Origin of the sequence: Gilliamella sp. B3127, assembly GCF_026536935.1 — a bacterium.
In the GTDB taxonomy this organism is placed as follows: domain Bacteria; phylum Pseudomonadota; class Gammaproteobacteria; order Enterobacterales; family Orbaceae; genus Gilliamella; species Gilliamella apicola_E.
In genome coordinates this window covers 188,903-214,338 of record NZ_JAFNNI010000003.1, presented here as the reverse complement: position 1 = coordinate 214,338, position 25,436 = coordinate 188,903, and the positions used below count along the sequence as shown (strand labels likewise).

At 34.1% G+C, this 25,436-nt stretch carries 24 protein-coding genes and 1 pseudogene; 16 read left to right on the top strand and 9 right to left on the bottom strand.

Going from position 1 to position 25,436, the window contains the following annotated elements:
* Nucleotides 1-19 precede the first annotated feature (19 nt).
* The gene (gene mfd / locus J3U00_RS06840) at nucleotides 20-3,469 is read right to left on the bottom strand and encodes a transcription-repair coupling factor (RefSeq protein WP_267331977.1); all 3,450 of its coding nucleotides are present in this window, start codon (nucleotides 3,467-3,469) and stop codon (nucleotides 20-22) included.
* A gap of 153 nt (nucleotides 3,470-3,622) precedes the next feature.
* Here mfd and lolC point away from each other — a divergent pair, with 153 nt between their 5' ends.
* Genes lolC through lolE form a run of 3 tightly spaced genes read left to right on the top strand, consistent with a single transcriptional unit; the run spans nucleotide 3,623 to nucleotide 6,762 of the window.
* Nucleotides 3,623-4,825 (top strand): lipoprotein-releasing ABC transporter permease subunit LolC, encoded by a 1,203-nt coding sequence (lolC, locus tag J3U00_RS06835; protein WP_065734904.1) that lies wholly within the window; start codon nucleotides 3,623-3,625, stop codon nucleotides 4,823-4,825.
* Complete coding sequence (lolD, locus tag J3U00_RS06830; protein ID WP_065563449.1) at nucleotides 4,818-5,510, top strand: lipoprotein-releasing ABC transporter ATP-binding protein LolD; 693 nt, start codon at nucleotides 4,818-4,820, stop codon at nucleotides 5,508-5,510. The genes lolC and lolD overlap by 8 nt, the downstream gene beginning before the upstream one ends.
* A 13-nt stretch (nucleotides 5,511-5,523) precedes the next feature.
* A complete protein-coding gene (lolE, locus tag J3U00_RS06825; RefSeq protein ID WP_065734855.1) occupies nucleotides 5,524-6,762 on the top strand; it encodes a lipoprotein-releasing ABC transporter permease subunit LolE in 1,239 nt (412 codons plus the stop codon).
* Between the two features lie 50 nt (nucleotides 6,763-6,812).
* Here the strand turns inward: lolE and J3U00_RS06820 are convergent, their stop codons facing one another.
* The 3 genes from J3U00_RS06820 to J3U00_RS06810 all read right to left on the bottom strand — a co-directional run bounded on the left by J3U00_RS06820 (nucleotide 6,813) and on the right by J3U00_RS06810 (nucleotide 9,199).
* Complete coding sequence (locus J3U00_RS06820) at nucleotides 6,813-7,538, bottom strand: rhomboid family intramembrane serine protease (RefSeq protein WP_267331976.1); 726 nt, start codon at nucleotides 7,536-7,538, stop codon at nucleotides 6,813-6,815.
* A gap of 54 nt (nucleotides 7,539-7,592) precedes the next feature.
* On the bottom strand, nucleotides 7,593-8,087 hold the full coding sequence (locus J3U00_RS06815) for a GNAT family N-acetyltransferase (RefSeq protein WP_267331975.1): 495 nt from the start codon (nucleotides 8,085-8,087) through the stop codon (nucleotides 7,593-7,595).
* A gap of 203 nt (nucleotides 8,088-8,290) precedes the next feature.
* A complete protein-coding gene (locus tag J3U00_RS06810; RefSeq protein ID WP_267331974.1) occupies nucleotides 8,291-9,199 on the bottom strand; it encodes a LysR family transcriptional regulator in 909 nt (302 codons plus the stop codon).
* A 216-nt stretch (nucleotides 9,200-9,415) separates the two neighbouring features.
* Between J3U00_RS06810 and J3U00_RS06805 the strand changes: the two genes are divergently transcribed.
* Together J3U00_RS06805 and J3U00_RS06800 are read left to right on the top strand one after the other, a co-directional pair.
* The gene (locus tag J3U00_RS06805) at nucleotides 9,416-10,609 is read left to right on the top strand and encodes an MFS transporter (protein ID WP_267331973.1); all 1,194 of its coding nucleotides are present in this window, start codon (nucleotides 9,416-9,418) and stop codon (nucleotides 10,607-10,609) included.
* Between the two features lie 88 nt (nucleotides 10,610-10,697).
* Nucleotides 10,698-11,423 (top strand): serine/threonine protein kinase, encoded by a 726-nt coding sequence (locus tag J3U00_RS06800; RefSeq protein ID WP_267331972.1) that lies wholly within the window; start codon nucleotides 10,698-10,700, stop codon nucleotides 11,421-11,423.
* A gap of 274 nt (nucleotides 11,424-11,697) precedes the next feature.
* On the opposite strand, the gene J3U00_RS06795 is transcribed toward J3U00_RS06800, so the two are convergent.
* Complete coding sequence (locus J3U00_RS06795; RefSeq protein ID WP_065563442.1) at nucleotides 11,698-12,279, bottom strand: IMPACT family protein; 582 nt, start codon at nucleotides 12,277-12,279, stop codon at nucleotides 11,698-11,700.
* A gap of 60 nt (nucleotides 12,280-12,339) precedes the next feature.
* Here J3U00_RS06795 and nfi point away from each other — a divergent pair, with 60 nt between their 5' ends.
* Both nfi and J3U00_RS06785 read left to right on the top strand, forming a co-directional pair.
* The gene (gene nfi / locus J3U00_RS06790) at nucleotides 12,340-13,005 is read left to right on the top strand and encodes a deoxyribonuclease V (RefSeq protein ID WP_416379895.1); all 666 of its coding nucleotides are present in this window, start codon (nucleotides 12,340-12,342) and stop codon (nucleotides 13,003-13,005) included.
* Nucleotides 12,995-13,741: a tRNA1(Val) (adenine(37)-N6)-methyltransferase gene (locus J3U00_RS06785; protein WP_267331970.1), complete on the top strand. Its 747-nt coding sequence runs from the start codon at nucleotides 12,995-12,997 to the stop codon at nucleotides 13,739-13,741. Before nfi ends, J3U00_RS06785 begins: the two co-directional genes overlap by 11 nt.
* A gap of 11 nt (nucleotides 13,742-13,752) precedes the next feature.
* Here the strand turns inward: J3U00_RS06785 and J3U00_RS06780 are convergent, their stop codons facing one another.
* The 3 genes from J3U00_RS06780 to apt all read right to left on the bottom strand — a co-directional run bounded on the left by J3U00_RS06780 (nucleotide 13,753) and on the right by apt (nucleotide 16,759).
* Complete coding sequence (locus tag J3U00_RS06780; protein ID WP_267331969.1) at nucleotides 13,753-15,162, bottom strand: basic amino acid/polyamine antiporter; 1,410 nt, start codon at nucleotides 15,160-15,162, stop codon at nucleotides 13,753-13,755.
* A 37-nt stretch (nucleotides 15,163-15,199) separates the two neighbouring features.
* Entirely contained in the window at nucleotides 15,200-15,970 is a 771-nt protein-coding gene (gene ddaH, locus J3U00_RS06775; RefSeq protein ID WP_220226083.1) for a dimethylargininase, read from the bottom strand.
* Nucleotides 15,971-16,213: 243 nt separating this feature from the next.
* Nucleotides 16,214-16,759: an adenine phosphoribosyltransferase gene (gene apt, locus J3U00_RS06770; protein WP_267331968.1), complete on the bottom strand. Its 546-nt coding sequence runs from the start codon at nucleotides 16,757-16,759 to the stop codon at nucleotides 16,214-16,216.
* A 250-nt stretch (nucleotides 16,760-17,009) separates the two neighbouring features.
* On the opposite strand from apt, the gene J3U00_RS06765 reads away from it, so the two are divergent.
* From J3U00_RS06765 to J3U00_RS06735, 9 genes and pseudogenes are all read left to right on the top strand, one after another.
* On the top strand, nucleotides 17,010-18,362 hold the full coding sequence (locus J3U00_RS06765) for a vWA domain-containing protein (RefSeq protein WP_267331967.1): 1,353 nt from the start codon (nucleotides 17,010-17,012) through the stop codon (nucleotides 18,360-18,362).
* Nucleotides 18,363-18,364: 2 nt separating this feature from the next.
* Nucleotides 18,365-19,831, top strand: a complete 1,467-nt coding sequence (locus J3U00_RS06760) for a sensor histidine kinase (RefSeq protein WP_267331966.1) — start codon at nucleotides 18,365-18,367, stop codon at nucleotides 19,829-19,831.
* Nucleotides 19,812-20,495: a response regulator transcription factor gene (locus J3U00_RS06755; protein WP_267331965.1), complete on the top strand. Its 684-nt coding sequence runs from the start codon at nucleotides 19,812-19,814 to the stop codon at nucleotides 20,493-20,495. The genes J3U00_RS06760 and J3U00_RS06755 overlap by 20 nt, the downstream gene beginning before the upstream one ends.
* Nucleotides 20,496-20,644: 149 nt before the next feature.
* Nucleotides 20,645-21,082, top strand: a complete 438-nt coding sequence (locus J3U00_RS11670) for an RHS repeat domain-containing protein (protein ID WP_416379892.1) — start codon at nucleotides 20,645-20,647, stop codon at nucleotides 21,080-21,082.
* 233 nt (nucleotides 21,083-21,315) lie between these two features.
* Entirely contained in the window at nucleotides 21,316-21,870 is a 555-nt protein-coding gene (locus tag J3U00_RS06750; RefSeq protein ID WP_267331964.1) for a hypothetical protein, read from the top strand.
* A gap of 379 nt (nucleotides 21,871-22,249) precedes the next feature.
* Nucleotides 22,250-22,426: pseudogene (locus tag J3U00_RS11665) on the top strand (RHS family protein); the annotation flags it as partial.
* A gap of 116 nt (nucleotides 22,427-22,542) precedes the next feature.
* A complete protein-coding gene (locus J3U00_RS06745) occupies nucleotides 22,543-22,683 on the top strand; it encodes an AHH domain-containing protein (RefSeq protein WP_267332038.1) in 141 nt (46 codons plus the stop codon).
* A 179-nt stretch (nucleotides 22,684-22,862) separates the two neighbouring features.
* Complete coding sequence (locus J3U00_RS06740; RefSeq protein ID WP_267331963.1) at nucleotides 22,863-23,423, top strand: imm11 family protein; 561 nt, start codon at nucleotides 22,863-22,865, stop codon at nucleotides 23,421-23,423.
* 439 nt (nucleotides 23,424-23,862) lie between these two features.
* A complete protein-coding gene (locus J3U00_RS06735) occupies nucleotides 23,863-24,513 on the top strand; it encodes a DUF421 domain-containing protein (RefSeq protein ID WP_081299555.1) in 651 nt (216 codons plus the stop codon).
* Nucleotides 24,514-24,588: 75 nt separating this feature from the next.
* On the opposite strand, the gene ispE is transcribed toward J3U00_RS06735, so the two are convergent.
* The gene (gene ispE, locus J3U00_RS06730; protein WP_267331962.1) at nucleotides 24,589-25,428 is read right to left on the bottom strand and encodes a 4-(cytidine 5'-diphospho)-2-C-methyl-D-erythritol kinase; all 840 of its coding nucleotides are present in this window, start codon (nucleotides 25,426-25,428) and stop codon (nucleotides 24,589-24,591) included.
* Nucleotides 25,429-25,436 lie beyond the last annotated feature (8 nt).

Here is a 25,436-nt window from a genome sequence, read left to right as displayed (position 1 = left end):
TGTTCCTGTATATTTCGAGCTATTTTTCTTGATGTTCAGCAAAATCAGCTAATAAATTTTTAATATAATCAATGCGTTCAATGCGCTCTAAATCAGCTTTGAGTAATTTTAATCGATTTGTTCCTTCCAAGCGATAATTTTTTGGTGATTTTTGAATTGTTTCAATTAAATAATCAACTGAAATTTTGTTGTTAGATCCAAACTCAATAAAACCACCTTTTTCACCAAATTCAATTTTTGTAATACCTAATTTTTGTGCTTGATAACGGATTTTTGTTATTTCTAATAAAAAAAGTACCGGATCAGGTAGCTGACCAAAGCGATCGCGCATTTCGACTTGAATATCGGTTAATTCATCTAAACTTTCGATGCTTGCAATTCGCTTATATAGTGACAATCGAGTATTGACATCGGGGATGAAATCATCAGGAATCAACGTTGGTAATCGTAACTCAACTTCGGTCTGTTGATTATTAAGTAATGATTCAAGAGTCGGTTCTTTGCCTTCCTTAAGAGATTTAACGGCATCATCAAGTAATTCGATATAAAGGTTAAAACCAATTGTTTCAATCTGCCCACTTTGATCACTGCCTAATAATTCGCCTGCACCACGGATTTCAAGATCATGTGTAGCTAAAGCAAAACCAGCACCTAAGTCCTCTAATGTAGCGATAGCATCAAGACGTTTTTTAGCATCTTTACTTAGTAATTTAGGGTGTGGTGTTAATAAATAAGCGTAAGCTTGGTGATATGAGCGTCCAACTCGACCACGCAATTGATGTAATTGTGCTAAACCAAATTTATCGGCTCTTTCAATAATAATGGTGTTGGCATTAGGGATGTCGATTCCGGTTTCGACAATGGTAGTACACACCAATAAGTTGAATCGTTGATGATGAAAGTCATTCATTACGCGCTCTAAATCGCGTTCATGCATCTGCCCATGACCAACTGCAATTCGTGCTTCAGGAACCAATTCAGCTAACTTTTCAGCCACATTTTCAATATCTGATACGTCATTGTGTAAGTAATAAATTTGACCGCCACGCAAAATTTCACGCAAGATGGCTTCACGAATAACTAAGTTATCATATTCTCGAACAAAGGTTTTTACCGCTAATCGGCGAGCAGGTGGTGTAGCGATAATTGAGAGATCACGCATACCACTCATTGCCATATTTAGCGTTCGAGGAATTGGGGTTGCCGTTAAGGTTAAAATATCGATATTGGCTCGCATCGCTTTAATTCGCTCTTTTTGGCGAACACCAAAGCGATGCTCTTCATCAACAATTAAAAGCCCTAAATCTTTCCATTTTACATCTTCTTGTAAAAGTTTATGGGTGCCAATAACAATATCGATTTTACCTTCAGCGAGTTCTTGAATTATAGCTTGTTGCTGTTTAGCGGTTTTAAATCGTGACAAACTTTCAATGCGAATTGGCCAATTGGCAAATCTATCACAAAAACTTTCATAATGTTGCTGAGCAAGCAAGGTAGTCGGGACTAAGACTGCGGTTTGTTTATGATTTATCACCGCTAAAAATGCAGCACGAATTGCCACTTCGGTTTTACCAAAACCAACATCACCACAAACTAATCGGTCCATAGCATAAGGTGAGCACATGTCACCAATAACAGCACCAATGGCATTTTGCTGATCTTCTGTTTCTTGGTAAGGAAAAGCTTGGCAAAACAGCTCGTATTGTTCACGATCTTGTTTGAATTCGAAGCCTGGCTTACTTTCACGTTCAGCATAAATATCTAACAATTCAGCTGCAACATCTCGTACTTTTTCGGCAGCTTTTTGTCTAGCTTTACTCCATGCATCAGTTCCTAATTTATTGAGTGGAGCATTTTCTTCATCACCACCAGAATAACGGCTAATTAAGTTTAGTGATGAAACGGGTACATAGAGTTTAGTATCATTGGCATAAAGTAAAATAAGGTATTCAGCAGTAATACCACCTGTTTCTAATGTGGTTAAACCAGCGTAGCGACCAACACCATGCTCAAGATGCACAACAGGCTTACCTGGTGTTAATTCTGCTAAACTACGGATTAAACTGTCAGTATTAATTGCCTGCTTGTTCTCTTTCTTACGGCGAATAACTCGACGGCCAAATAATTCGTTTTCAGTAATAAAGGCCAAATTTTGTTGATGATCGATAAAACCTTGTTCGCTAGCACCAATCATTAAACAATAACGGTTATCCGATTGTTGGCTAAGTTGAGTGATGGTGGTTGGATGTATTCTTATACGGCCTAATATTTCTAGCAATGCATCTTTTCGACCTTCCGATTCGACTGAAAAAATAATCTTGCCATTAAAATTTTCAGTAAATTGTTCAAAATGTGAATAGGGATTTTTCTGCTGAATCTGTATAGCAATTTCAGGCAGTAAACTAAATGGTAAATTAATACTTTTGTTCGATTCAGTGATTTGAGCGCGTGAAACCGTAATTCGTGGATAGTGTTTGAAATGTGCAAAGATTTCATCAGTTTTTGACCAAATAATTGTTGGTTCTAAAAGCGGTCGCATGGGATCGACTTTTCGGCTCTCATAACGCTGAGTAATATCTTGCCAATATTTATTAGCAAACTGTTCGATGTTAGCAGTGTTAATGATCAGTGTATTAGATAAAAAATAGCTGAATAGTGGCGTGAGTGGTTCATTAAAGAATAATGCCTGCCAATACTCAATACCGGTTGGTAAAATATTTTTACTGACTTGTTGGTAGATACTTTCAGGGTCTAACCTTACTTCAAATCTCTCTCGCCATTGGCTTCTAAACAATTCTATTGATGTTTTATCAAAAGGAAACTCATGAGCAGGTAGTAGTTGAATTTCGGTAATTTCATCGAGAGTCCGTTGAGTTTCGACATCAAAGGTCCGAATGCTGTCTATTTCATCATCAAAGAAATCAATACGGTAAGGGCTTTCACTGCCCATCGGATAGATATCAAATAATGCTCCGCGAGTAGCATACTCACCATGTTCCATGACTTGACTAACTGAACGATAACCGGCATTTTCAAGTTGCAAGCGTAGATTTTCCCGACTTATGGCTAAGCCTTTTTTCATCATAAAGACATGCCCACCTAAATAGTTCTGCGGGCAGACTTTTTGCATAAGCGTATTAATTGGTAAGATTAATGCACCTTTGGTCAAATGCCCTAGATTATAGAGGCAAGATAATCGTTCTGACACGATATCTTGGTGCGGGGAAAAGCTATCATAAGGAAGCGTTTCCCAATCGGGGAAGAAGATCGACGGATAGTGTGAAAATTGTTTTAGCTCTTCATGAAGACGAGTTGTTTGTTGCATATCATCTGTAACAATCACCACTAAACCATCATGTGCGTCAATGATCTGCGCACAAAATTGAGATAATGAAGAACCGACAAGTTGACCAACTTGTTTAACTTCACCTGATTTTTTAGGAATGATGCTAGAAATATTATTAGGCATGTTGGAATAATAGATAATTGCGACAAAGTTATCGTGATATTATAACGTAATTATATGGTTGTTTTCTATAACTGTTTAATCCTGTATGATAAGCAACTAAAATTTAAAAAGTTGATTGAAAACTTCAGGTACTTAATAACTATTATGTCAAAGATATTTCGTCCATTAGTATTTTATATTGGTTTACGCTATGTATATGGGCAAAAAAACGATGGTTTTGGCCGCTTTGTTTCCTGGCTATCTATGATTGGAATTATGCTTGGTTCTATCGGTTTAATTGTGGTATTGTCGGTAATGAATGGGCTGGAAGAGCAGATGCAAAATAGTATCTTAAAGTTTTTTCCTCAAGCACAAATTACCTCTAAAACAGGTAAAATTGATTCTAGTATTATCACTTCATCGCAATTTGAAAATATCCAAGGTGTTGAGCGGATAACGCCGATTATTACCGGTGATGTGGTTTTACAAAGCCAACAAAGTATCACGGTTAGCACCTTAATGGGGATTACTGTTGACGACCACGATCCGATTGAAGATTATGTTTATGCTGGTTCAATCGATACCTTACAGGCGGGTAGCTATAATGTAATATTAGGGCAGACGTTAGCCGATCAATTAGGTGTGATAGTTGGTGATAAGATTCGCTTGATGGTCACCGATGCCAGTCAGATTACACCTGTAGGCCGTATTCCTTCCCAACGTTTATTTACCGTGAGCGGGTTGTTTTCCGTTAATCATGATATCAATCAAGCGTTAATTTATATCAATCAAACTGATGCTAGAAATTTATTACGTTATCCTGCTAATAATATTAGTGGCTGGCGTCTTTTTTTAGCTCATCCACTTGAAATTTCATCAGTAACAAAAAATCCATTACCTGAAGACTTGGTGTTTACCGATTGGCGAGCAAAACGTGGTGAGCTGTTCCAAGCTATTAAGATGGAAAAAAATGTGATGGGACTGTTGATTAGTTTAATTGTAATTGTCGCGGCATTTAACATTATTACTTCGCTTAGCTTATTAGTTATGGAAAAACAAGGCGAGGTGGCCATATTAAAAACGCAGGGTTTATCACGCTTTAAGATTATGCTGATTTTTATTATTCAAGGTGCTAGTTCAGGTGTCATTGGAACTTTATTAGGTAGCGCCATTGGTTTGTTACTTGCCTCATATTTAAATGAGTTGATGTCGGTGCTTGGTTTATCCTTTGCTGGTATTGAATTACCAACGCTAGTTGAACCTGCACAAATTATATTTATTATTTTCGGATTACTTATGTTATCGCTAATTTCAACTATTTATCCTGCATATCGTGCAGCCAATATCCAACCAGCCGAGGCTTTACGTTATGAATAATTCACAGCCACTTCTTTCAGCTAAAAATCTCTATAAAACCTATAAAGAAGGCAAAATGGTAACTGAGGTATTAAAAGATGTCTCGTTTGATATCTATCCTAAATCATTGCTTGCAATTATTGGTAGCTCTGGCTCAGGTAAAAGTACTTTGTTGCATTTGCTTGGTGGATTAGACAAACCAACTTCAGGTGAAATCACATTTAAATCTCAACAACTGAATCGCTTATCAGAACAAGAAAAAGCACATTTGCGTAACCAAGAAATTGGATTTGTATATCAGTTCCACCATCTATTGCCTGATTTTACTGCGCTTGAAAATGTAGCAATGCCTTTGTTGATTGGAGGCACTTCGCCTAGCGAAGCTAAAAAACGCGCTATGGCGATGTTAGAGTCGGTAAATCTAGTTAAACGTGCTAATCATCGTCCATCTGAACTATCAGGTGGTGAACGTCAACGCGTTGCGATAGGACGAGCGTTGATTAATAATCCGGCACTCGTAATGGCTGATGAACCAACGGGTAACTTAGATAAATCAACAGCTGATTCAATTTTTGAGTTACTGATAAAACTTAATCGTGAACATGGTACGGCTTTTTTAGTGGTTACGCATGATCTCGCTTTAGCAAATCAACTCGATCATCAATTGATTATGAGTGATGGGCAGTTGTCTCATTCGGTGAAATAAAGGTAAATGGATTATGAATTTATCATTAATCACAGCCATAAAATTCCGTAAAGGACGCCGTAAAAGCGGTATGGTTTCGTTGATATCAATTATTTCAACTCTGAGCATTGCTATAGGTATTGCTGCGCTGATCATTGGCTTAAGTGCCATGAATGGTTTTGAGCGTGAATTAAATGATCGAGTTTTATCGGTCGTGCCTCATGGACAAGTTTATTCTCATATGGGCAATTTGGAAAATTGGGAGCATATTCAAACTGAACTGCAAGAAAATAAACGTATTGTATCTGCCATGCCGTTTGTTAGTTTTACGGGATTGATTGAAAATGGTAGCAAGCTTGGTGCGGTTGAAGTACAAGGGCTTGACCCAGAACAAGAAAAGAAGATAAGTGCATTACCTAATTATGTACTTAATAATAAATGGCAAGATTTTAAAGCCGATAATCAACAAATCATTTTAGGTGCCGGTTTAGCTAAATCACTTGCAGTTCAAGAAGGGCAGTGGGTTTCTTTGCTTATTCCTGTTTCAAACAATCCAGAACAACTTAAACCACCTCGTCGAGTTCGTTTACAAGTACATGGTATTTTAGATCTTAGTGGTTCATTGAGTAACAATGTGGCTTTATTACCTTTAACTGATTCACAAAAGTTACTCAATATTGGTGACAGTGTCACAGGATTGATGATCAATGTAGATAATGTTTATCAAGCTAGTGATATTATTGGCCAGGCAACGTTGAATCTTGAAGAAAATCTCGATTTTAATAGTTGGGAACGTACATTTGGATTTATGTATCGTGATATTCAAATGATTCGACAAATTATGTATTTAGCGATGATTGTTGTAATTGGCGTTGCTTGTTTTAATATAGTATCGACGCTAGTTATTGCAGTTAAAGATAAGCAACGAGATATCGCTATTCTTAAAACACTTGGCGCAACCAATAATCTTATAAAACGTATTTTTATTTGGTATGGTGTAATTTCAGGTTTGATTGGTAGTGTGATTGGTGTGGTGCTTGGCGTTATCGTTTCATGGCAACTTTCAAACATAATGGGTGTTTTTGAGTCGATGATGGGACATAAAATCTTAAATAGCAACATCTATTTTGTTGATTTTTTACCATCTGAAATTCATTTATTTGATGTTGTCATTGTATTTATTACAGCAATGTTATTAAGTTTGATTGCCAGCTATTACCCAGCTCGAAGAGCGTATAAAATTGATCCGGCTCGAGTGCTAAGTAGTTATTAATAAATCAGATAAAATAATAAAGGCGCAAAGTTCAATTTGCGCCTTTATTTTTAATAATTAAAACCATATGTTGTTTTAAAATATTGATAAATTGAATATAACAGCAAACACGATGCCGTAAAGAGGATTAAGATTAATAGAGTGTAAATATTGCTTTGATAGCGAAATTTTTTCAAACAGACCGTAACTATCCCACCTAGAATAAACCCTGTAATCGCACCACCAATGTGCGCCATATTGTCAATAGAAGGTAACAAACCTAATCCCAGAGTCAGAAATAAACTGATTACAATAGACTTGATAGGCATCTCTTGCAGATCGGTACGATTGATGAGCGAATAGGCAAGCAGTGCAGTGATAATACCTAAGATAGCCCCTGAAGCACCACAACTAATAACACTATGACGAATGGTTGAAACGTCACTCGCTAAGCTACCAAATAAGCCGGACAATAAGTAGATACCAATAAAAGAAAATGGTGGGATCAATCGTTCTAAAACAATCCCAACACTCCATAATGCTAACATATTCATAGCAAGATGAGCTAATCCTGCATGTACAAAGATATTGGTAAATAAACGCCAATATTCACCAGAAAAAGTTAACTGAGCAACATCCGCACCCCAGTCAATCAAGAAGGCGTTTTCCATATATGTTGAAAAACCACGAGAATCAAGTAGATGAGAAATAACAAACCATGCAACATTAAGCAGAACTAAAATACTCGTAATTTTTGCTTGTTGAAATAAATATTGAAGATTTCTTAGATTGCCCATGTGTGGAGTATCCCTTTTGAAAAAAATAAATCATAACTAAGTTAGATAGATGTGTTAATCCAGATGCTTACCTAAAATAACTAAATCACGCTTGACGCCATCAAGTTCGGCAATTTTGGGGAGTAGGGCCCAATGTTGATAATGAAGTTTTTCAAATAGTTTTATGCTAGGCGTATTGTGTCCAAAAACATAGCTAAGTATGGCTTCGATACCAATTTGCTTAGCAAATAATTCAATTTGAGTCACTATGGTTTGACCGATTTTCTTCCCTCTAAAATCTTGATGAATGTATAAACTAATTTCAACCGTTTTATCGTAAGCCGGGCGACCATAAAATGATGATAAGCTCACCCAACCACAAGGTTGATTTTGATATTTGATTAACCAAAGTGGGCGTTTTTGTGGATTATGCTGCTCAAACCACGCTAAACGACTTTCAACAGACACCGGCTGTAAATCAGCTGTTACTTGGCGACTAGCAATTGTTGAATTATATACATTCACGATAAAAGGCAAATCATCTAAAGTTGCATCTGTATAAGTAATCATAAGTTTAAAAGAAAAGTGATTAGTTTTGCATAATTGTAATGGCTTTGTTATGTACAAGCAACCAAAGGCGATTTAATAACTAAAAAAAGAAAAATAGTTTAAAAGAATTTACCAAAAACCCCTTTCCTCAACATTTTTGACACCATTTCAATAATAAATAAATTAGCAAAAAAAGTTGAGGAGCGGGGTTTTTGAGGTTTAATTTAGCTGATTTTATGCTGATTAAAATAATCAATTATTGCTTGATTGACTGTTGAAGTTTTAATGTTTTTACGCCATATCAGATAAATATTTATTTTTAATTTTTTATCTTGGCTGTTGATCAACTTTTTATAGATAACACCATCGACTTTCATTTGTGTCATCGATTGTGGTAAAAGCATTATTGCTTTACCCAATGCAACTTCCAGTAGCATAGATAAATTATCAGCGAGTTCGGCACGACGATGTAGTGGGTGGTTTAAGCTATTGAAAACCTTTTCACACTGGTCGTAAAAAAATGGGTTTAAATGTTGTTTAAACCAAAACAGGGGTAAATCAATCACATCATTAAGATTAACTTTATCTTGTTTACTACATGGGTGATGAGCTGGCAATACTAAGGTCATGGGTTCTTGATAGATTAGTATTGAGTTTTCATTAAAATCTCTAGTTGGATAGTCGGAAACAAAGGCAAAATCAATATTGCCTTTTTGTAACTCAAGTATTAGCTCTTTAGAGGTATAGTTATGTTTATATATTTCTGTTTCATCACTAAATTTGGATAAAAACGATTTGAAATAAGGAATATAGTCAAAACTTAAGGTTTTAGTTGTTCCTATAATAACTTTTTCTAGATGCTTTGTTGATTTAACCATTGAACAAAGATCACTTAATAATTGTGTTACTTTAGATTTTAGTATTTCACCTTCATTGGTTAATACAATATTGTGAGAGTTCCTTAAAAATAGTGTGCTTTGTAGGGTTTCTTCCAAATTTTTAATTTGAGTTGAAAGAGGAGGTTGGCTGATACCAAGTTTTTTGGCTGCGTCAGTAAAACTAAGTTCTTCACAGACCGCAATGAAATATTGTAATTGCTTAATAGTCGGTAATCTTTTGCTGTAAATGTCCATAATTACACAGTTCTTAATACATCAATTAGTTTGCTGTCCAAATCGTCGTATAGTTTTTTAGCACGATAATCATTTAGTTATTATGAATGAGTTTTACATCTTTTGCTAATCATCATTTTTGGCTATACGATTTTCGTATAACAAAATATGTATTTTTAAATTAATTATTTGTCAGATAGTCTTCTTGAAAACTAATCAATCTTTATTATGAAATCTATGTTAAAAGAAGAAACAATACAGAAAAAATCCAGTCTAATTTTATCAGCAATTTTAATTGTGCTATTAGTTGGCTCAGTTTATATAAGTCAACTTATCTTTCAAGAAATATCAAAAAGTTATCATATTGATATTTTAGAAGCAAGAAATGTGTTTAGTTTATCTTGTTTTTTTTATGCCATATCTTTTTTTATTTATGGTCCACTCTCGGATAACGTTTCAACAAAGTTATTAGTTCTGATCGGCAGTATTGGTACTATTTGCTGTCTTATTTTATCGGTGATCGTTGATTGTTTTGATATATATCTGGTTGTTATGTCATTAATAGGCTTTTTTGCAGCTGCTGTTCCTGCTGCTTTGTTTGCTTATACCGCTAAAAACACGCCAAATCATAAGTTATCTCAAGCAATGGGAATTATGATTTCAGCTTCCATTGTTGGGATCATTTTTAGTCGTAGTGTGATTGCGATGCTAACTGATTTTTGGTCTTGGCAGATTGCTTTTATCATTTATGCGGGATTCATCATTGTAGCATGTCTTTTTGTTCCTTTTGGTATAAAGCAAACAACAAATCAATCTCCAACAACCAGTTTGATAGGTACGTATTTCTCTGCACTTAAATTATTTCTAGATAAAACTGTCGTTATTTTTTTAGTAATCGGTTTTTTACTATTTTTTGTTTATCTTGGAATATCTTCTTTACTCACTTTTTATTTGAAAGGCGCACCTTTTTACTTATCTTCAACCGTTTTAGGTTGGTTGAATTTTGCAGGTCTAAGTGCGGTAGTCGGTAGCATGATCACTGGTAAGTTAACTCAAGTCATCAATGAAAAATACTTATTCATCATCTGTCTGTTAGCGGTATGTGTATCGATTGCCACTATAGGATTTAGCTCATCATTATATGTTATTGGATTAGGCATTTTTTGTTTATTTCTATTCGTATTTGGTATTCAACCACTAGTGATTGCAATGCTAAATAAAATTGTACCAATTAGTTCTAGAGGAGCTATTTCATCTTTATATCTTCTTGCTTGTTTGGCTGGCGGTAGTATTGGTACTTATTTACTCGGTATTGTTTATCAAAATAAAGCTTGGAATGGAGCCATAATACTTTGTGTCTTTTTGTCTATCGTTAATTTAATCCTAGCGTTAATTGCGATTCGATTAATTAAAAATAGTATTAAAAATTAATGTGTTATAAATAAGGAAATTAATAATGAAAAAATTTTTACTGCGTATATCGATGTTTATATTTTGCTGTTTTTATGGAGGGTCATCTATGGCAGGTTTAACAAAGATTTCCTCAGACTTCAATGCTCCAACAGGAATCGCATTTGATAGTAAAGGTGAGATGTATGTGACAGATTGGTCAAATAATTCAATTTTGAAAATAAATGCTAATGGTAAAAAAGAGACTTTTTATTCGGGTATATCATCACCAGCTGGAATAGTTTTTGATGCAAAAGATAATATGTATGTTTCATCTTATGGCGATGATTATATTTTAAAAATTAATCGTGATGGTAAATCAGAAAAAATTTCTGATGGTTATCATACGCCTACCGGAATCGCTTTTTCTAATCAGGGGCAATTACTCATCACTAATCGTTCAACAGGTGAAATTGTTTCTCTTGATCTTCAAACAAAACAAAAAAATATTGTTGCTCGTGGATTAACTACACCAGTTGGCGTGACTCAATTAGCGGATAATAGTTTAGTTGTTTCTCAATACAGTGGACGTCTAACTATGATCAGTCCAAATGGTACTCAAACGGAACTCGGCGCCGAATTTAATCGCCCAGGTGTAGGTATTGTACTAATTGCCCCAAATGTAGTGGCAGTGGTTGATAATGGTGCAGGTATGGTGCGAAAAATTGATGTACAAAGCAAAAAAGTGACGACATTAGTTTCGAACTTATCTCAAGCTGTTGCATTAGCTTATCATAATAGCCGTTATTACATTGGCACATGGGGTGACGGTAGTGTATATGAGTTTAATAATTAACTATTTATCACTAGCAATTATTTATCCTTGAGGGGAAAGAAAAAAAGTTGAGGAGCGTTGTTTTTGAGGTTTTATTTAAATGATTAAAATCATTTACATTAATTCTTTATATTATTACGCCGCCTCGACTAAATATGTTAAATAAACTTTCTATTCTGATTGAAGCTGTATTTTACTTTATACTTTTATGAATTATTCATTTATCTATTTCATCATCAGTTTAATTAAGCTTATTGATAAAATTTATCGATATTGAAGATACTCAAAAGATTTCTTATACTTCAATAATCACTCTTCCGCGAGTAATATCACTAATATTCTTTTTAAGTGTGAGTAAATTGTCTTGTGTGATAGCGATGCCGACTGTGACACCTTCTGCATCAAAATTTTGTTGTTCAATAATTGCATCGAGTTCCTTCAGTCGGTTTTCTATGATAGGCCACTCGTTATAGTAACAGTGAAATTCTAAGGTTGTTCTGGCAATAAGTTCTATTAATTCAGCTTGTTGTAAGCAATGGCTTGCTGAACCACCATAAGCACGAATTAATCCACCTGTGCCTAATTTAATTCCGCCAAAGTAGCGAGTCACAACAACGACGACCTGATCGCAATCTTGTCCTTCAATAGCCGATAGAATAGGGCGCCCAGCAGTACTGGTAGGTTCTCCATCATCATTGAAACGATATTGTTGTCCTATTTTCCATGCCCAACAGTTGTGAGTTGCATTTGGATCACTAATGCTATCAATAAATTGCGTAGCCTGCTCCGCATTTATAATGGGTGCCGCATTGACAATAAAGCGACTTTTTTTTATTTCTTCGGTTAATTCGGTTGGATTTGCTAATGTATAAGGCATACTTATTCTGGTAAAATCATTTTATTGTAACTAATAATACTCAGCAGAGTTGAAATGTCTATTAATTTAGCACAATTAAAACTTTCACAACAGCAATTAGCCAATCAGGTTAGCTTGGTGGATGATTTTAACCCAGCAATAAAATTGATTGGTGGGACGGATGTCGGTTTTGAACAAGGTGGCATGATAACTTGTGCTGCGATTGTGATATTGACATTTCCTGATTTTGAAGTGGTTGAATATAATATTGCTCGATTGGAAACAAATTTTCCTTATATTCCAGGATATTTGTCTTTTCGGGAGTATCCAGCATTGCTTAAAGCATGGCAACAGCTTAAGCACAAACCTGATTTGTTGTTGGTTGATGGGCAGGGTGTTGCTCATCCCAGACGATTAGGAATTGCAAGTCATTTAGGTTTATTGCTCAATATACCTACGATTGGTGTAGCAAAAAGAAAATTATGTGGACAATTCGAGCCTCAATCGAAAAAAGTGGGAAATGTAACGCCTCTGTTTGATAAGCAAGAACAGATAGGCTGGGTTTTACAAAGTAAAAATAATTGTAATCCGTTATTTGTTTCCGCAGGGCATAGAATCAGTCAGGACAGCGCATTACATTGGGTCAAACAATGTTTACGCGGTTACCGTTTGCCAGAGCCAACTCGTTGGGCTGATGCAATTGCGTCCAATAAGCCATTATTTAGAAAGTTTAGTCATGCCAAATAATCAGCTACCATTAAAAAAAGGTGGATTTACCTTTAAGCGTTTTTTTGTTGCTCATGATAAAAGTCCCATGAAAGTGACAACGGATAGTTGCTTGTTAGGTGCATGGGCACCAATTAAACCTGATGTAAAAAATGTTTTAGATATTGGTACTGGGTGTGGCGTTATTGCATTGATGCTTGCCCAGCGTTTAGAAAACCATTCATGTCAAATTGATGCGATCGACATTGATCCGCAAGCGATTATGCAATGTCAGCAAAATAGCTTAAATGCTAATTTTCAAACGATCCAAGCATTAAATATCAATGTTAATCAATTTAGAATAGATGATAATGCTTGTTATGATTTGATTATAACTAATCCACCTTATTTCCAATCAGCAGTCGAATGTCGAAATACAGAACGTCAGTTGGCTCGTTATACCGAGAGTTTAAACTATCAGCAACTTATTGATGCGGTAATTCGTTTATTAAAACCAAATGGATTATTTTGTTTAGTCTTACCTTATCATGTTGCAGATAAATTTAAACAGTTATGCGAGTTAAATAGGTTATTTTTATGCAGTGAAATGCAAGTAAAATATTCAGCTGATAAGGATTTTTCGTTGGCACTGATGGCCTTTTCATTTCATCAAAATGATAATTTCCTTAGTCAATCATTGTGTATGCGTGATGACCATGGGAGGTATTCTCAACCATTTAGAGAATTATTGGCTGATTTTTATCTGTTTCGTAAATAATGCCTTTTTGGTTATTGCGGAATAATGTAGAAGTATATTATCGCTATAATAGCTAGTATAACTATGGTTATGGCATAAATTTTGTCATGCATATAACTGAAAGATGATAGATGCCTTTGTTTTCTTGCATAAAGGTAGAATAATAATCCAACACTATATAAGATCATGGATAGTAATAAATAAGACACTCCACCAGCATAGATTAACCAGAATCCATAAATTGAACCTAGTGTACCGATGAATAATAGATGTTTTTTTCGTTGCCTTATAGATAGTTTAAACACGAATAGTGCTGATAGTAGATAGGGGATGAGTACCATTGAAGTTGATAGCTGAATTAAAGTGTTGTAACCCGATTGATAAAAATGTGCCAAAATCATAAGTACACTAATTAAACTCGTTGTTAACCACAATGCATTAGCGGGTGTGCTATTTTTATTGAGTTTACCGAAGCAACTAGGTACGGTATGTTGATTTCCTTGACCTGTTAGAAACAACATTTCAGCCGCTAACATTAACCAAGACAATAATCCACCACTGACCGATACAATCAAACCAATGTTGATACATTTAGCTCCCCAACTACCTACAACATGCTCAATCACTAAGGCCATGGATGGATTTTTCATTTGTGCTAGTTCGTGTTGTGGTACGATCCCTAAAGATAATACCGAAACACAGACTAATAATAGACTGGTAATAGCAAAGCCAAAAAAGGTAGCTCGACTTATACTAATTATATTTTTAGCTCGAGCGGCATAAACTGTTGCACTTTCAATCCCTAAATAAACCCATACGGTATAAAGCATGGTATGTTTTACTTGACTGAGGATGGTTCCTAATTGAGGTGTCCCCCAAAAGTCCATATTGAAAGTATCAACTTTAAACGCTAAAACGACACAAACAATAAATAAACAAATAGGCACAATTTTAGCTAATGTGACTAAACAATTAAGTAAGAATGCTTGATAGATGCCTTTTATGACAAAAAAATGGATAATCCATAAGAATATAAGTCCAGCAATCACAGCGGGAATAGTTGTGCCATTACCAAAATAATTGAAGCACTCAAATGAACCTAATGCGCTAAATAGGATAACTAAATAGCTGCCACATGACATCCATGCCGATATCCAATAGCCCCAAGCGGCATTAAAACCAATATAATCACCAAATCCTTCACGAACATAGCCATATAATCCTTCATTGATTTTGTAAAAACGAATTGAAAGATACTGAAAAATTCGCGTAAGCATAAACATGCCAAATAAGGTTATTACCCATGCAATTAAAATTGCACCTGCTCCAGCCCCTTCGGCCATGTTTTGAGGAAGGCTAAAAATACCACTACCGACAATACTGCCCACTACCATTAATGTAAGTGGGAGTATGCCAAGCTTTTTTCTTACTGGCATATTCATATCGTTTTCTTATTTTAATTGTTCAGTTAAGTTTTAATTAAAATCGCAATGACATACAACTAACTCCGCCATCAATTTTGCGATATTCTGAGGTATCAACTTCGATGACTTGATAGCCAAGCGCTTCAATTTTAGCTTTAGTAATTGGATAACCAGCCGGCATGATGACTCGCTCATTAACCCAGATACAGTTAGCGGCATAACTCTCTTCTTCTGGTATTTCAATAATATTGAGATGTTGAAATTCTGGCTTAGTGATAAATTCACCCGCAGCTAATAAATTATTGTGTTCCAAATAAGCAAGTCCGGTTTTTAGATGTAATACTTTCTCTAAAGTCACCACTGAACCGGATAGTCCGTATTTTTCTAAGATAGCAATCATTTGATTGGCACCTTCTTGATTGGTACGAGCGGATAAACCAATGTAATAGTGATTCTCAACCATCATAATATCGCCCGCTTCAATAGTGCCAGGGGCGGTAATGTGTTCAACATTATTAGGATAAAATCGTTCAATAGTATCAACGATGATTTCTGTTTCTGCACGACGGCTTACCGCGCCAGGGCGAGTAATAATGGCGCAACAGGGCGTACATAACACGGCATCTTCGACAAAAACAGAATCTGGAAATCGTTCATCGGCAGGTAATATTGTGATATCGACATCGCATTGCTGTAATGCTCGAATGTAGTTGTTATGTTGATCAAGCGCTTTTTGATAGTCTGGTTTTCCTAAATTGGCAGAGGTTAATCCGTTGATAAGTGACTTAGCTGGGGTTCTGGCAATAATATGATTAAATTTTTTCACTGTTTAATTCCTGTTATAAATATTCATTATTTTTGAATAATAATTCATAATAATAACTATTTCAAGCATTAAGTTGATATTTTATGCAAATTGAGTATGGCGATATTTGTTGTGGTTTGGGCTAGTTAAAATGAAATTAGAGTAGCGGATAAGATAAGCCTGAATTTGATGGCAAAAATGAGGATATTAATAAATGAGGATGTTGCAGACGAATAGGGCGACATTTCGCCCTAAAAATATGCGTTATTCACCGGCAAAATCGACTAATGTGTAACAGTTAATTCCCATATCAGTTAATTTTGTTTTCCCGTGTAAATCAGGTAAATTAATTACAAATGCCGCATCTTGAGCAATACCACCTGCTTTTTGAATTAATTTTGCGGTAGCTGCAACTGTGCCTCCAGTTGCAAGTAGATCGTCAATAATTAACACTCGTTCGTTAGGTTTGATCGCATCGCAATGCATTTCTAAGGTATCTGTACCGTATTCAAGTTGATACTCTTCTTTAAATACCTTACGCGGTAGTTTATTTGGTTTTCTTACCGGTACAAAACCAACGCCTAATGCTAACGCAAGTGGCGCTGCAAAGATAAAACCTCTAGCTTCGGTGCCAACCACTTTGTCGATTTTTTTATCTTTATAATGCTCAATTAAAAGATCGACAGATGTTTTAAATGCAATAGGGTTTTCAAGTAGACTGGTGATATCACGAAATAAGATACCTTGTTTAGGATAATTTGGTATTGTGATAATGCTATTTTTAATAAGTTCAAGTTTTGATTGAGTCATTTTAAATGTTCTCTAACTATTCTCTTCAAGAGCGACTAATTTTTTATTATATACCTTTGCACTTTAGACTGGCAATAAACAAACAGTTAACGCACCGTAAAATAGAGAGATTGGTTAGTTTAAGTACTAATAGGTGTTTTTTATCATGGTTTTACTTTTTACAACTTTTTACAATTAAATACATTATTTAGACAATTTATTTGGCGATTGATGAATAATTGAATAAACTTTATATAGGAAGGAAAATACTATGAAATTTATTAAAATATTTGTCATGTTAGGTTTTGTCTTGTCTAGTTTATTTAGCTATGCCACGACAATTCTACCAAGTTCACAAGTTTCACAAATTAACGTCCGTTCAGAATTGTCTTCACCTATTATTATGGCAGGAAGTGAAGAAACCAATTATTTAAAAGTTTCATTAACTGGTGAAAAAGCGAACTCTAATAAACATGTGCCGATCAATTTAGCGCTTGTTATTGATAAATCAGGTTCAATGCAAGGCGATCGCATAGTAAAAGCGAGAGAAGCTGCTATTTTTGCGGTTAATATGCTAAATGAAGAAGATACCTTATCTATTGTTACTTATGATTATGATGCGAAAGTTATTGTTCCAGCAACTAAAGTAAAGAATAAAGAACAAATTATTAAACTAATCAATAAAAATTTAGTTGCAGGTGGAGGAACAGCCTTATTTGCAGGATTGAGTAAGGGAATAAAACAAGTTGAAAGCCAACTTACGAAAGATAAAGTTAATCGTATTATTTTGTTATCTGATGGTCAAGCCAATATAGGTCCTAGTTCAGTAGCTGAACTTTCTCAATTAGCTATTATTGCGGCTAAAAAGAATATTGCTATTACCACAATGGGGATCGGTTCTGATTATAATGAAATATTAATGTCATCTATCGCAAGTTATAGTGATGGTAATCATGTATTTGTTAATAATACTTTTGATCTTGAAAAAATGTTTGTTCACGAGTTTACTGACGTGATGTCCACGGTTGCTCAAAATGTTGTGATTACTATCCAATTGAAAGATGGCGTTAAACCGGTGCGTTTACTTGGTCGAGATGGTGTAATCAAAGGTAATCAAGTCACGATTAAAATGAATCAATTGTTTTCAAATCAAGAAAAATATGTACTGTTAGAAGTCATCCCTGAGGAAGGAAAAGTTGGCCAAAGTAAAACGTTAGCTCAAATTGATTTATCATATGACAATTTATTGAGAAATAAAGCTGAACACGAAACTCAATTTGTAAGCGTAGCGTATACCGATGATAAAAAGTTGGTCAAGGATTCAATGATTCAAGAAGTTTTAGCTGAATCAGAGATCCAGAAGGTAACCATTGAGAATGAAAAAGCCTTAGAGTATCACAATCTAGGTAGGTTCCAAGAAGCAGAAGATATTCTTATGGAAAATAGTAAAAAACTTAGCTCAATTTCAAATTCAGTATCCTCAGAAGAGGCAAAAGAAAGATTAAGAGGCCAAATTGAAAAAAATAATATTATGGCTGATGCTGCTAAAGCTGATAAAGACGTTTTCAACAAAATTTCAGCTGAAAAGCAGTTTGAGTCAAAAAGCAATGTAATTAAGAAATAATTATGAAAAGATTAGCAACGATTTTATCTTTAATGATGTTAATAGCGTTTATAAGCTATTTAGGTTGGCGAAGTGTAGAACACGAAGTGTTATTACGAGAAAGCAACCAAATCTTACTCGCCAAAAGCCGTATAAATAATATCAAGTTATCGATTGAATCGTTGCTAAATCAGCGTCTATCTTATTTGAGTAGTTTGTCACTTCAAATTAATGACGACAACGATAAAGCGGAAGATTTATTAGGATCAGAAACTGATATTAAAAATATTTTTATCATCAATAAAAATAAAATTTTATTTGTAAGTGATGTGTATGATTCGCAATGGCATAAGATAGTAGAATCCATCGCTTTAGATAATTCTGTTTTATTCAATCAACAGGATCATAATGAACAGTTTCAACCAAGTTCTGGTTGGTATCAAATGTATAACCACTTAATTTACTGGTCAATTCAATCGGATAATATTATTGGTTTTGAGCTTTCTAACATTAAGCTTTCTTTTGATATGATTAATTTATTAGATAAGCAAGCTTTTGATGATAATTTTAAATTATCCGATGGCGATAAGCAGATTTATACCAATGGTGAAATATCTGATAATGAAATTTTGATATCGCTTGACTATCCTTTACAAAATTGGCATTTAACCTATTATTATTCCTCCCCAAATGTTGTTAATTTGTATTTATTAGGTTCTGTTGTTATTGGTCTTTTCATTACCGTAATACTTGGATTGATTTTCTATAGCTATCGAGAATATACTCGAACATTGCGCTTAGCAAAGCAGCAGGTTAGTTTTGTTGGACAAGTTTCCCATGAATTTAAAACCCCCCTAACCAATATCACACTATATTCTGAAATGTTATCAGAGTATCTAGAAGATGAGCCTGCGCCCATTTCTGATTATTTGCATGTAATCAGTGCTGAAAGTAAGCGATTAACTAGGCTAGTTCAAAATGTTTTAAGTTTTAATAAACCACTTAGTATCAATATAAAACCAGTTAATTTAACCGAGCTAATCAACCAGATATATCATACCTTTAGTCCTATTTTAGAGGCAAAATCGTTACATCTTAATATCACTAATATTGCAAGTGATTGTATTGTTAATACAGATGAAGACAGTGTAATGCAAATTCTCAATAATTTTCTAAGTAATGCTGAGAAATATGCTTCTAAGGGCAAGCAAGTTGATTTATCTTTAACTAAATCGGGAAAACAGGTGATAATTACGGTTCGAGATTATGGTGAGGGCATTGCGAATCATTTATTAAAACAGATTTTTGATCCTTTTTATCGGGTTAGCTCATCCATAACCGAAGGGGTTTCAGGTACTGGAATAGGGTTGACGATTGCCAATCAGTTAGCTAATCAGATCAATGGTGAAATTAAAGTTATGAATCAGAATCCAGGAATTGCGTTTTCACTTATTTTAATGGAGTTAGAAAATGAAGATTTTAATTGCTGAAGACGATAAGCATATTCTTAATGGTATGTCAGATCTTCTAGAAAAAGAAGGTTATACGATTATCAAAGCAAATGATGGTAAAGTTGCACTTGAAATGTTTAATCAACATCAACCCGATTTTATTATTTTAGATATTATGATGCCTGAACTTGACGGTTATTCTGTTTGTTGTGAAATTCGTAAATTAAATGAGGATGTGCCAATTCTATTTTTATCTGCTAAAGATGAAGAGATCGACCGAGTAATTGGATTAGAGCTCGGTGCTGATGATTATATGAATAAGCCATTTGGTATTCATGAACTTAGGGCAAGAATCAAGGCAATTGCCAAACGTTACTTAAAATCAAAATATTCAAATTGCTCTAAAGAAGACTATTTTCAATTTGGTGATTTAAATGTGTATTCTTCCGAATTGTATGCAAAAAGAAACGATCAGGTTATCGAATTAACCTTAAGAGAAATTAAGATTTTAGAGTGTTTATATCAATTTAAAAATCAGGTTGTTACTCGAGATATGCTTTTTGATTACGTTTGGGGATATGATTTTTTACCTAATAGCAGAACGCTCGATCAACATATTTCAAAATTGAGAAAACAAATAGAAATTAATCCATCCACACCAACTTTAATTAAAACTGTTCATGGGATTGGTTATAAACATTAAATTTAATATGAATTTGATGAAGTTCAATTTTATTTTATGCAAGTAACATCTTAGATGTATTAGCTCAAACCCGAGCTGACAGTTACCCATTTTTTATAGGTGTCTGTCAGCTATGCTAGGACAAGTCCTACTCAATTGTATCGGATTATTTGGGCAGACCGGCTCAGGCCTATGATGATAAAGGTGAGCTGGTTTGGCAGGTAGAATTTGACATCTATGGCAGAACACGGGAAGATATCTTTAACAATAAGTCGTTTATTCCATTCAGGCAACTGGGGCAGTATGAAGATAAGGAACTAGACGGGCTTTATTACAATCGGTTTAGGTATTACGACAGTAATACGGGAACTTATATAAGCCAAGACCCCATCGGTCTGCAAGGAAATAACCCGAATTTTTATGCCTATGTACACGATACAAACACTTTGATAGACCCTTTCGGTTTAAGTACTATTCCTATTGATAGATTTCCGTCTTGGATGCCGACAAAGCAAGGGTATCAAAGACATCACATAATACCGTACAGTTTACGGAATTATACTCTATTCCAAAAATCGGGATTGGATATTAAAATGCTACAAATATGAAGTATTTCCCAGTAGCCGAAGGAATAGACCCTAATCCAAACAAATCTTTACACAAAGGATTCAATTCCGTACACGCAGATTATAATGATATAATGGGCAAAAGACTTGATGCTCTTGAAAGGGTTGCAACAAAAGAAAAATGGATTCCAACGAGAATACAAACGGAGATTCACAATTTACAACACCGGACAAGAGCCGAGTTAGATTCAGGTAAATTAAAATGTCATTAGATTATGTTATATGAATTAAGAACAAGTATTTTAAATGAGTTAGCTATTGTTGATTTGTCGAGCATCAAAGAAAAAGATTATGAGGAATATTATAATTATTTCATTGAGGGGCTTAATGATAGAAAGTTCCTTGAACATAAAAAACTTGTTTTTACAGCTCAACAAGGATATAACACTAATAATATAGAGAAGATTGATTATTTAAAATGTTCTTCGCCTGTTCCTATTTTTTCTCAACAATTTGTTGAAATATTGCAGGACAAGTTAAGGCAGGATATGGAGTTTATTCCCTGTAAAGTTATCTGTGATAATATTTCGTATGATTTTTATGTAGGTAGGATTTTAAATTTCATACAACTAATAGACAAAGAAAAATCAGAATATTATGAGTTATCAGAGGGCGAAAAAATTATGGATATTCCTGTTTTTAGTAGTTCCGTCAATACCGATTTTTATATAGCTCGTGATAGTGAAGAAAAAAATCTATATGCAATTACAGATAAAATGAAAGAGGTACTAATAGAACATAATTTCAATATCAAACTAAAAGAAGTTTAAGACTTTAACCGCTTTCTTCAAAGCGGTTTTTTTATCTCTTTCCGCTCCAAAAGCGGAAGAAAAAGGGGGCAAAAAAGGTGTGGCAAAGCCACGCATTTATAAAAATTGCTCAGCAAAATTTGGTTTCTTGTCCGTTTTTGGCTGTCGAAACAGCCCAAAATAAAAAGTTATTCACAATTATACTAAACCTCATTACTGTTCTTGGGTACGAGCTTTTTACACACTATCAATTTGTATTTGGGCGGTTTAGCGTTTTTTTGTTTTTTCAGAATCTTTCGAGCTGTTTTTAATTCGCAATTTTAATAATTAGGATGTGTAAAGCTATCTTTCTACTGCAAAGCTATGTGAGGGCAAGTCCTACTCGATTGTATCGGATTATTTGGGCAGACCCGCTCAGGCCTATGATGATAAAGGTAAGCTGGTTTGGCAGGTAGAATTTGACATCTATGGCAGAATACGGGAAAATTTATTTAACAATAAGCCGTTTATTCCGTTCAGGCAACTGGGGCAGTACGAAGATAAGGAACTAGACGGGCTTTATTACAATTGGTTCCGATATTATAATTCTGAAACTGGTTCATACATTAGCCAAGACCCTATAAATCTTGAAGTAAACAGCTCGAATTTTATGCTTTTGTGCATGATAGTAATACATAGGTTGATTCGTTTGGGCTGGAAAATTGGAACTGTGCTAATATGCCTAAAATTAATCGATATCAGAATCATCATGTTATCCCTCGTTCTATGGCAAATCATCCAACACTGAAAGCAGCAGGTTTTAATATAGATGCACCTAAAAATTTAATTTATTAACCCAAAGAAGTGGATATACATCCAACGATAAGTATTCATAATGGTTAGAATAAGGTTTATTATGGTTATAAATATGGAAATGAGAGTTAAAGTTTGTGGCCAAGCTCGTTATGCTAGTGAAATTGATAAATTACGAAACAATACTCGTCGAAGTTTGAGGAAAGGTAGTATTAAATATTATGTATTATAGATTAGACGCATTTTATAAAAGAGATACTTATTTTTGGTATAGTGAAGATAAGAATCCTATTAATTGGATAGATTTAAGAAATGGTAGGGAATTAAACTTTATTTCACCGATAATTTATAATGTGGATAGGTTAGATAATTATATTAATAATTATGATATTCTACCATCAGATCCATTACCTTTGGTGAGTAAAAAGTTTAAAACAGAATTTGAAAATTTACTAAATAATCGAGAAATTCAATTTTTTGAATCTGTAATTATTGATGAGAAAGGTCAAAAAAATGAGGATTTTTATTCTATTAATATTTTAAATGTATTTCCGTGTTTAGATAAAAGAAGATCAGTGTTTACAATCGACGAAGATAATTATTACGAAATTAAAAATGCATATATTAAAACTGGCTCATTAGAAAAATTTTCTATAATCCGAATGGAAGAACATAAATCCTATATTATCGTAACAAAAGAATTTAAAAAGCAATGTGAAGATGCAAAATTAAAAGGTTTTGATTTTATTCCGGAAGGATATAGTATTTATACAGATATTTAGTATTAAGAAACTTATAAGTTAGCTTTTATATTTTTGTTTCAACTCGTCAACTGGTATAACTGGGATACGATAGATCTGCAAGTAAAGTGGTTTGTGCAATAAAATACAGAGGTGTAACAGAAGAGCCTAAATTCTTATCATCAGGAACCAATTTAAGATATGATTAAGTAGTTAAATAATTCTTGAGGATTATTGGGTCTTTTGGATTAAAAATTTATTTTGAATATTTTAAAATTCTGCCCCTCCACAATGGCAGCAAGGTGGCTGGGAATACCAATGGCAGGGCAACCTAATATTAAAGCGTCACTCAATTACTCACGATTTATATAATCAAATTTTCTAATTTATTAAAATCTCTTCTAAAATTTTATAGGTTTTCAGTATTAACTTTAATATTTATTGTTTTACTAGCTTAGGTCTTTAACATTTGGAGAGTACTATGCTTAACTATCTGGATTTTATTATTATTGCTTTAAAGTTATTGGTTGTTTTTATATGTATCGTTTTATTCTTAAAAATAACAGGTAAAACATCACTATCACAAATGTCGAGCATTGATTTTATAGGGAATATGATATTAGGTGGGATTGCAGGTGGAATTATCTATAATCCTAAATTGACCATATATGATTTTATTGTTGTCTTGTTGATGTGGACAGCAATCATGTATACCTCTAATTATTTAAAAAAACGAAGTCAAAATGCTAAAGCCTTTATTGTTGGTAATCCAATTATATTAATGGATCATGGAAAATTAAAATTAGATGCTTTCACCTCGATTAATTTAGATTTGGCTAGTTTTGCAGTATTACTCAGAATGAAGAATGTTTTCAACATTCATTGTGTTGAAAAAGCTATTTTGGAGCCTAATGGCCAATTATCAATAGTTAAAAAAGGGGATAAGGACATATCCGTCATTGTATTAGAAAACGAACAACCCGTTGATAATGTTTTAGAGCAACTAGGTAAGGATGAAAAATGGTTAAAATCCGCGTTAGCTGATCAAGGTTATAAAAGTTTTGAAGGGCTTTATTGCGTTGAGTATTATGATCATCATCTTTTTGTTATACCAAATGATGCTATACATTAAGGTTGCGACTTTGTCGATTTTAGATGATTAACCATACAAATTAGTTATATGGTTAATCATGTTAAGCAAAATTAATTAATCTGCATACAGTGGTGATAAGTTTAGTGATTTAGTTATAAAGCTTTTCACTGAGAGGGATTTCAGTTCATTTTGTATCGACAATGCTTGTTCTTTAGAATCACAACGAGTGAAAACACATGCTCCTGTCCCAGTTAGCCTTGTTGGAGCAAATTGGGACAAATACGATATAAGCTGATCGACTTGAGGATAACGTTCACGCACAATAGGTTCACAATCGTTAGTAAATTTATCAAAAGGAATTGACATTAATTGTTCAATAGTTCGTTTAGGTGTGTCACGCTGTAATTTAGGATCGTTAAATACTTTAACTGTTGAAATTTCAATATTAGGACAACTAACTAAATACCAATATTGAGGAATATCAACTTGTTGAAACTGATCGCCGATACCTTCAGCAAATGCTGAGTGACCATAAATGAAAATAGGCACATCGGCTCCAATTGAACGGCCTATTGTTATTAAAGTTTGTTGCTCAATATTTAAATTCCATAATTGGTTTAAAGCAACAAGAACTGTTGCAGCATTGGAAGACGCACCGCCAAGTCCTCCTCCCATTGGGATCATTTTCTCTATAGCAATATCCACACCAAGTTCACTATTATTTGCATAGGATTTTAACCGCTGAGCTGCAATAGTGATTAGATTTTTATCTTCAGGGACTTGTTCAAATTGAGTTAATAATCTTATTTTACCATCATTGCGAACATTAAATGTCAGTTTATCGCAAACATCAATAAACTGGAATAATGTCTGTAAATTGTGATAATTGTCTGGACGACGTCCAGTAATGTATAAAAATAAATTTAATTTAGCTGGCGATAACCAATGTTTCATATTCTGTT

Excerpts from the sequence above, each read along its gene's own strand:
- mfd (WP_267331977.1), bottom strand. The coding sequence starts at position 3,469 with ATGCCTAATAATATTTCTAGCATCATTCCTAAAAAATCAGGTGAAGTT.
- lolD (WP_065563449.1), top strand. The coding sequence starts at position 4,818 with ATGAATAATTCACAGCCACTTCTTTCAGCTAAAAATCTCTATAAAACC.
- lolE (WP_065734855.1), top strand. The coding sequence starts at position 5,524 with ATGAATTTATCATTAATCACAGCCATAAAATTCCGTAAAGGACGCCGT.
- J3U00_RS06820 (WP_267331976.1), bottom strand. The coding sequence starts at position 7,538 with ATGGGCAATCTAAGAAATCTTCAATATTTATTTCAACAAGCAAAAATT.
- J3U00_RS06815 (WP_267331975.1), bottom strand. The coding sequence starts at position 8,087 with ATGATTACTTATACAGATGCAACTTTAGATGATTTGCCTTTTATCGTG.
- J3U00_RS06810 (WP_267331974.1), bottom strand. The coding sequence starts at position 9,199 with ATGGACATTTACAGCAAAAGATTACCGACTATTAAGCAATTACAATAT.
- J3U00_RS06805 (WP_267331973.1), top strand. The coding sequence starts at position 9,416 with ATGTTAAAAGAAGAAACAATACAGAAAAAATCCAGTCTAATTTTATCA.
- J3U00_RS06800 (WP_267331972.1), top strand. The coding sequence starts at position 10,698 with ATGGCAGGTTTAACAAAGATTTCCTCAGACTTCAATGCTCCAACAGGA.
- J3U00_RS06795 (WP_065563442.1), bottom strand. The coding sequence starts at position 12,279 with ATGCCTTATACATTAGCAAATCCAACCGAATTAACCGAAGAAATAAAA.
- J3U00_RS06785 (WP_267331970.1), top strand. The coding sequence starts at position 12,995 with ATGCCAAATAATCAGCTACCATTAAAAAAAGGTGGATTTACCTTTAAG.
- J3U00_RS06780 (WP_267331969.1), bottom strand. The coding sequence starts at position 15,162 with ATGAATATGCCAGTAAGAAAAAAGCTTGGCATACTCCCACTTACATTA.
- apt (WP_267331968.1), bottom strand. The coding sequence starts at position 16,759 with ATGACTCAATCAAAACTTGAACTTATTAAAAATAGCATTATCACAATA.
- J3U00_RS06765 (WP_267331967.1), top strand. The coding sequence starts at position 17,010 with ATGAAATTTATTAAAATATTTGTCATGTTAGGTTTTGTCTTGTCTAGT.
- J3U00_RS06760 (WP_267331966.1), top strand. The coding sequence starts at position 18,365 with ATGAAAAGATTAGCAACGATTTTATCTTTAATGATGTTAATAGCGTTT.
- J3U00_RS06755 (WP_267331965.1), top strand. The coding sequence starts at position 19,812 with ATGAAGATTTTAATTGCTGAAGACGATAAGCATATTCTTAATGGTATG.
- J3U00_RS06750 (WP_267331964.1), top strand. The coding sequence starts at position 21,316 with ATGTTATATGAATTAAGAACAAGTATTTTAAATGAGTTAGCTATTGTT.
- J3U00_RS06740 (WP_267331963.1), top strand. The coding sequence starts at position 22,863 with ATGTATTATAGATTAGACGCATTTTATAAAAGAGATACTTATTTTTGG.
- J3U00_RS06735 (WP_081299555.1), top strand. The coding sequence starts at position 23,863 with ATGCTTAACTATCTGGATTTTATTATTATTGCTTTAAAGTTATTGGTT.
- ispE (WP_267331962.1), bottom strand. The coding sequence starts at position 25,428 with ATGAAACATTGGTTATCGCCAGCTAAATTAAATTTATTTTTATACATT.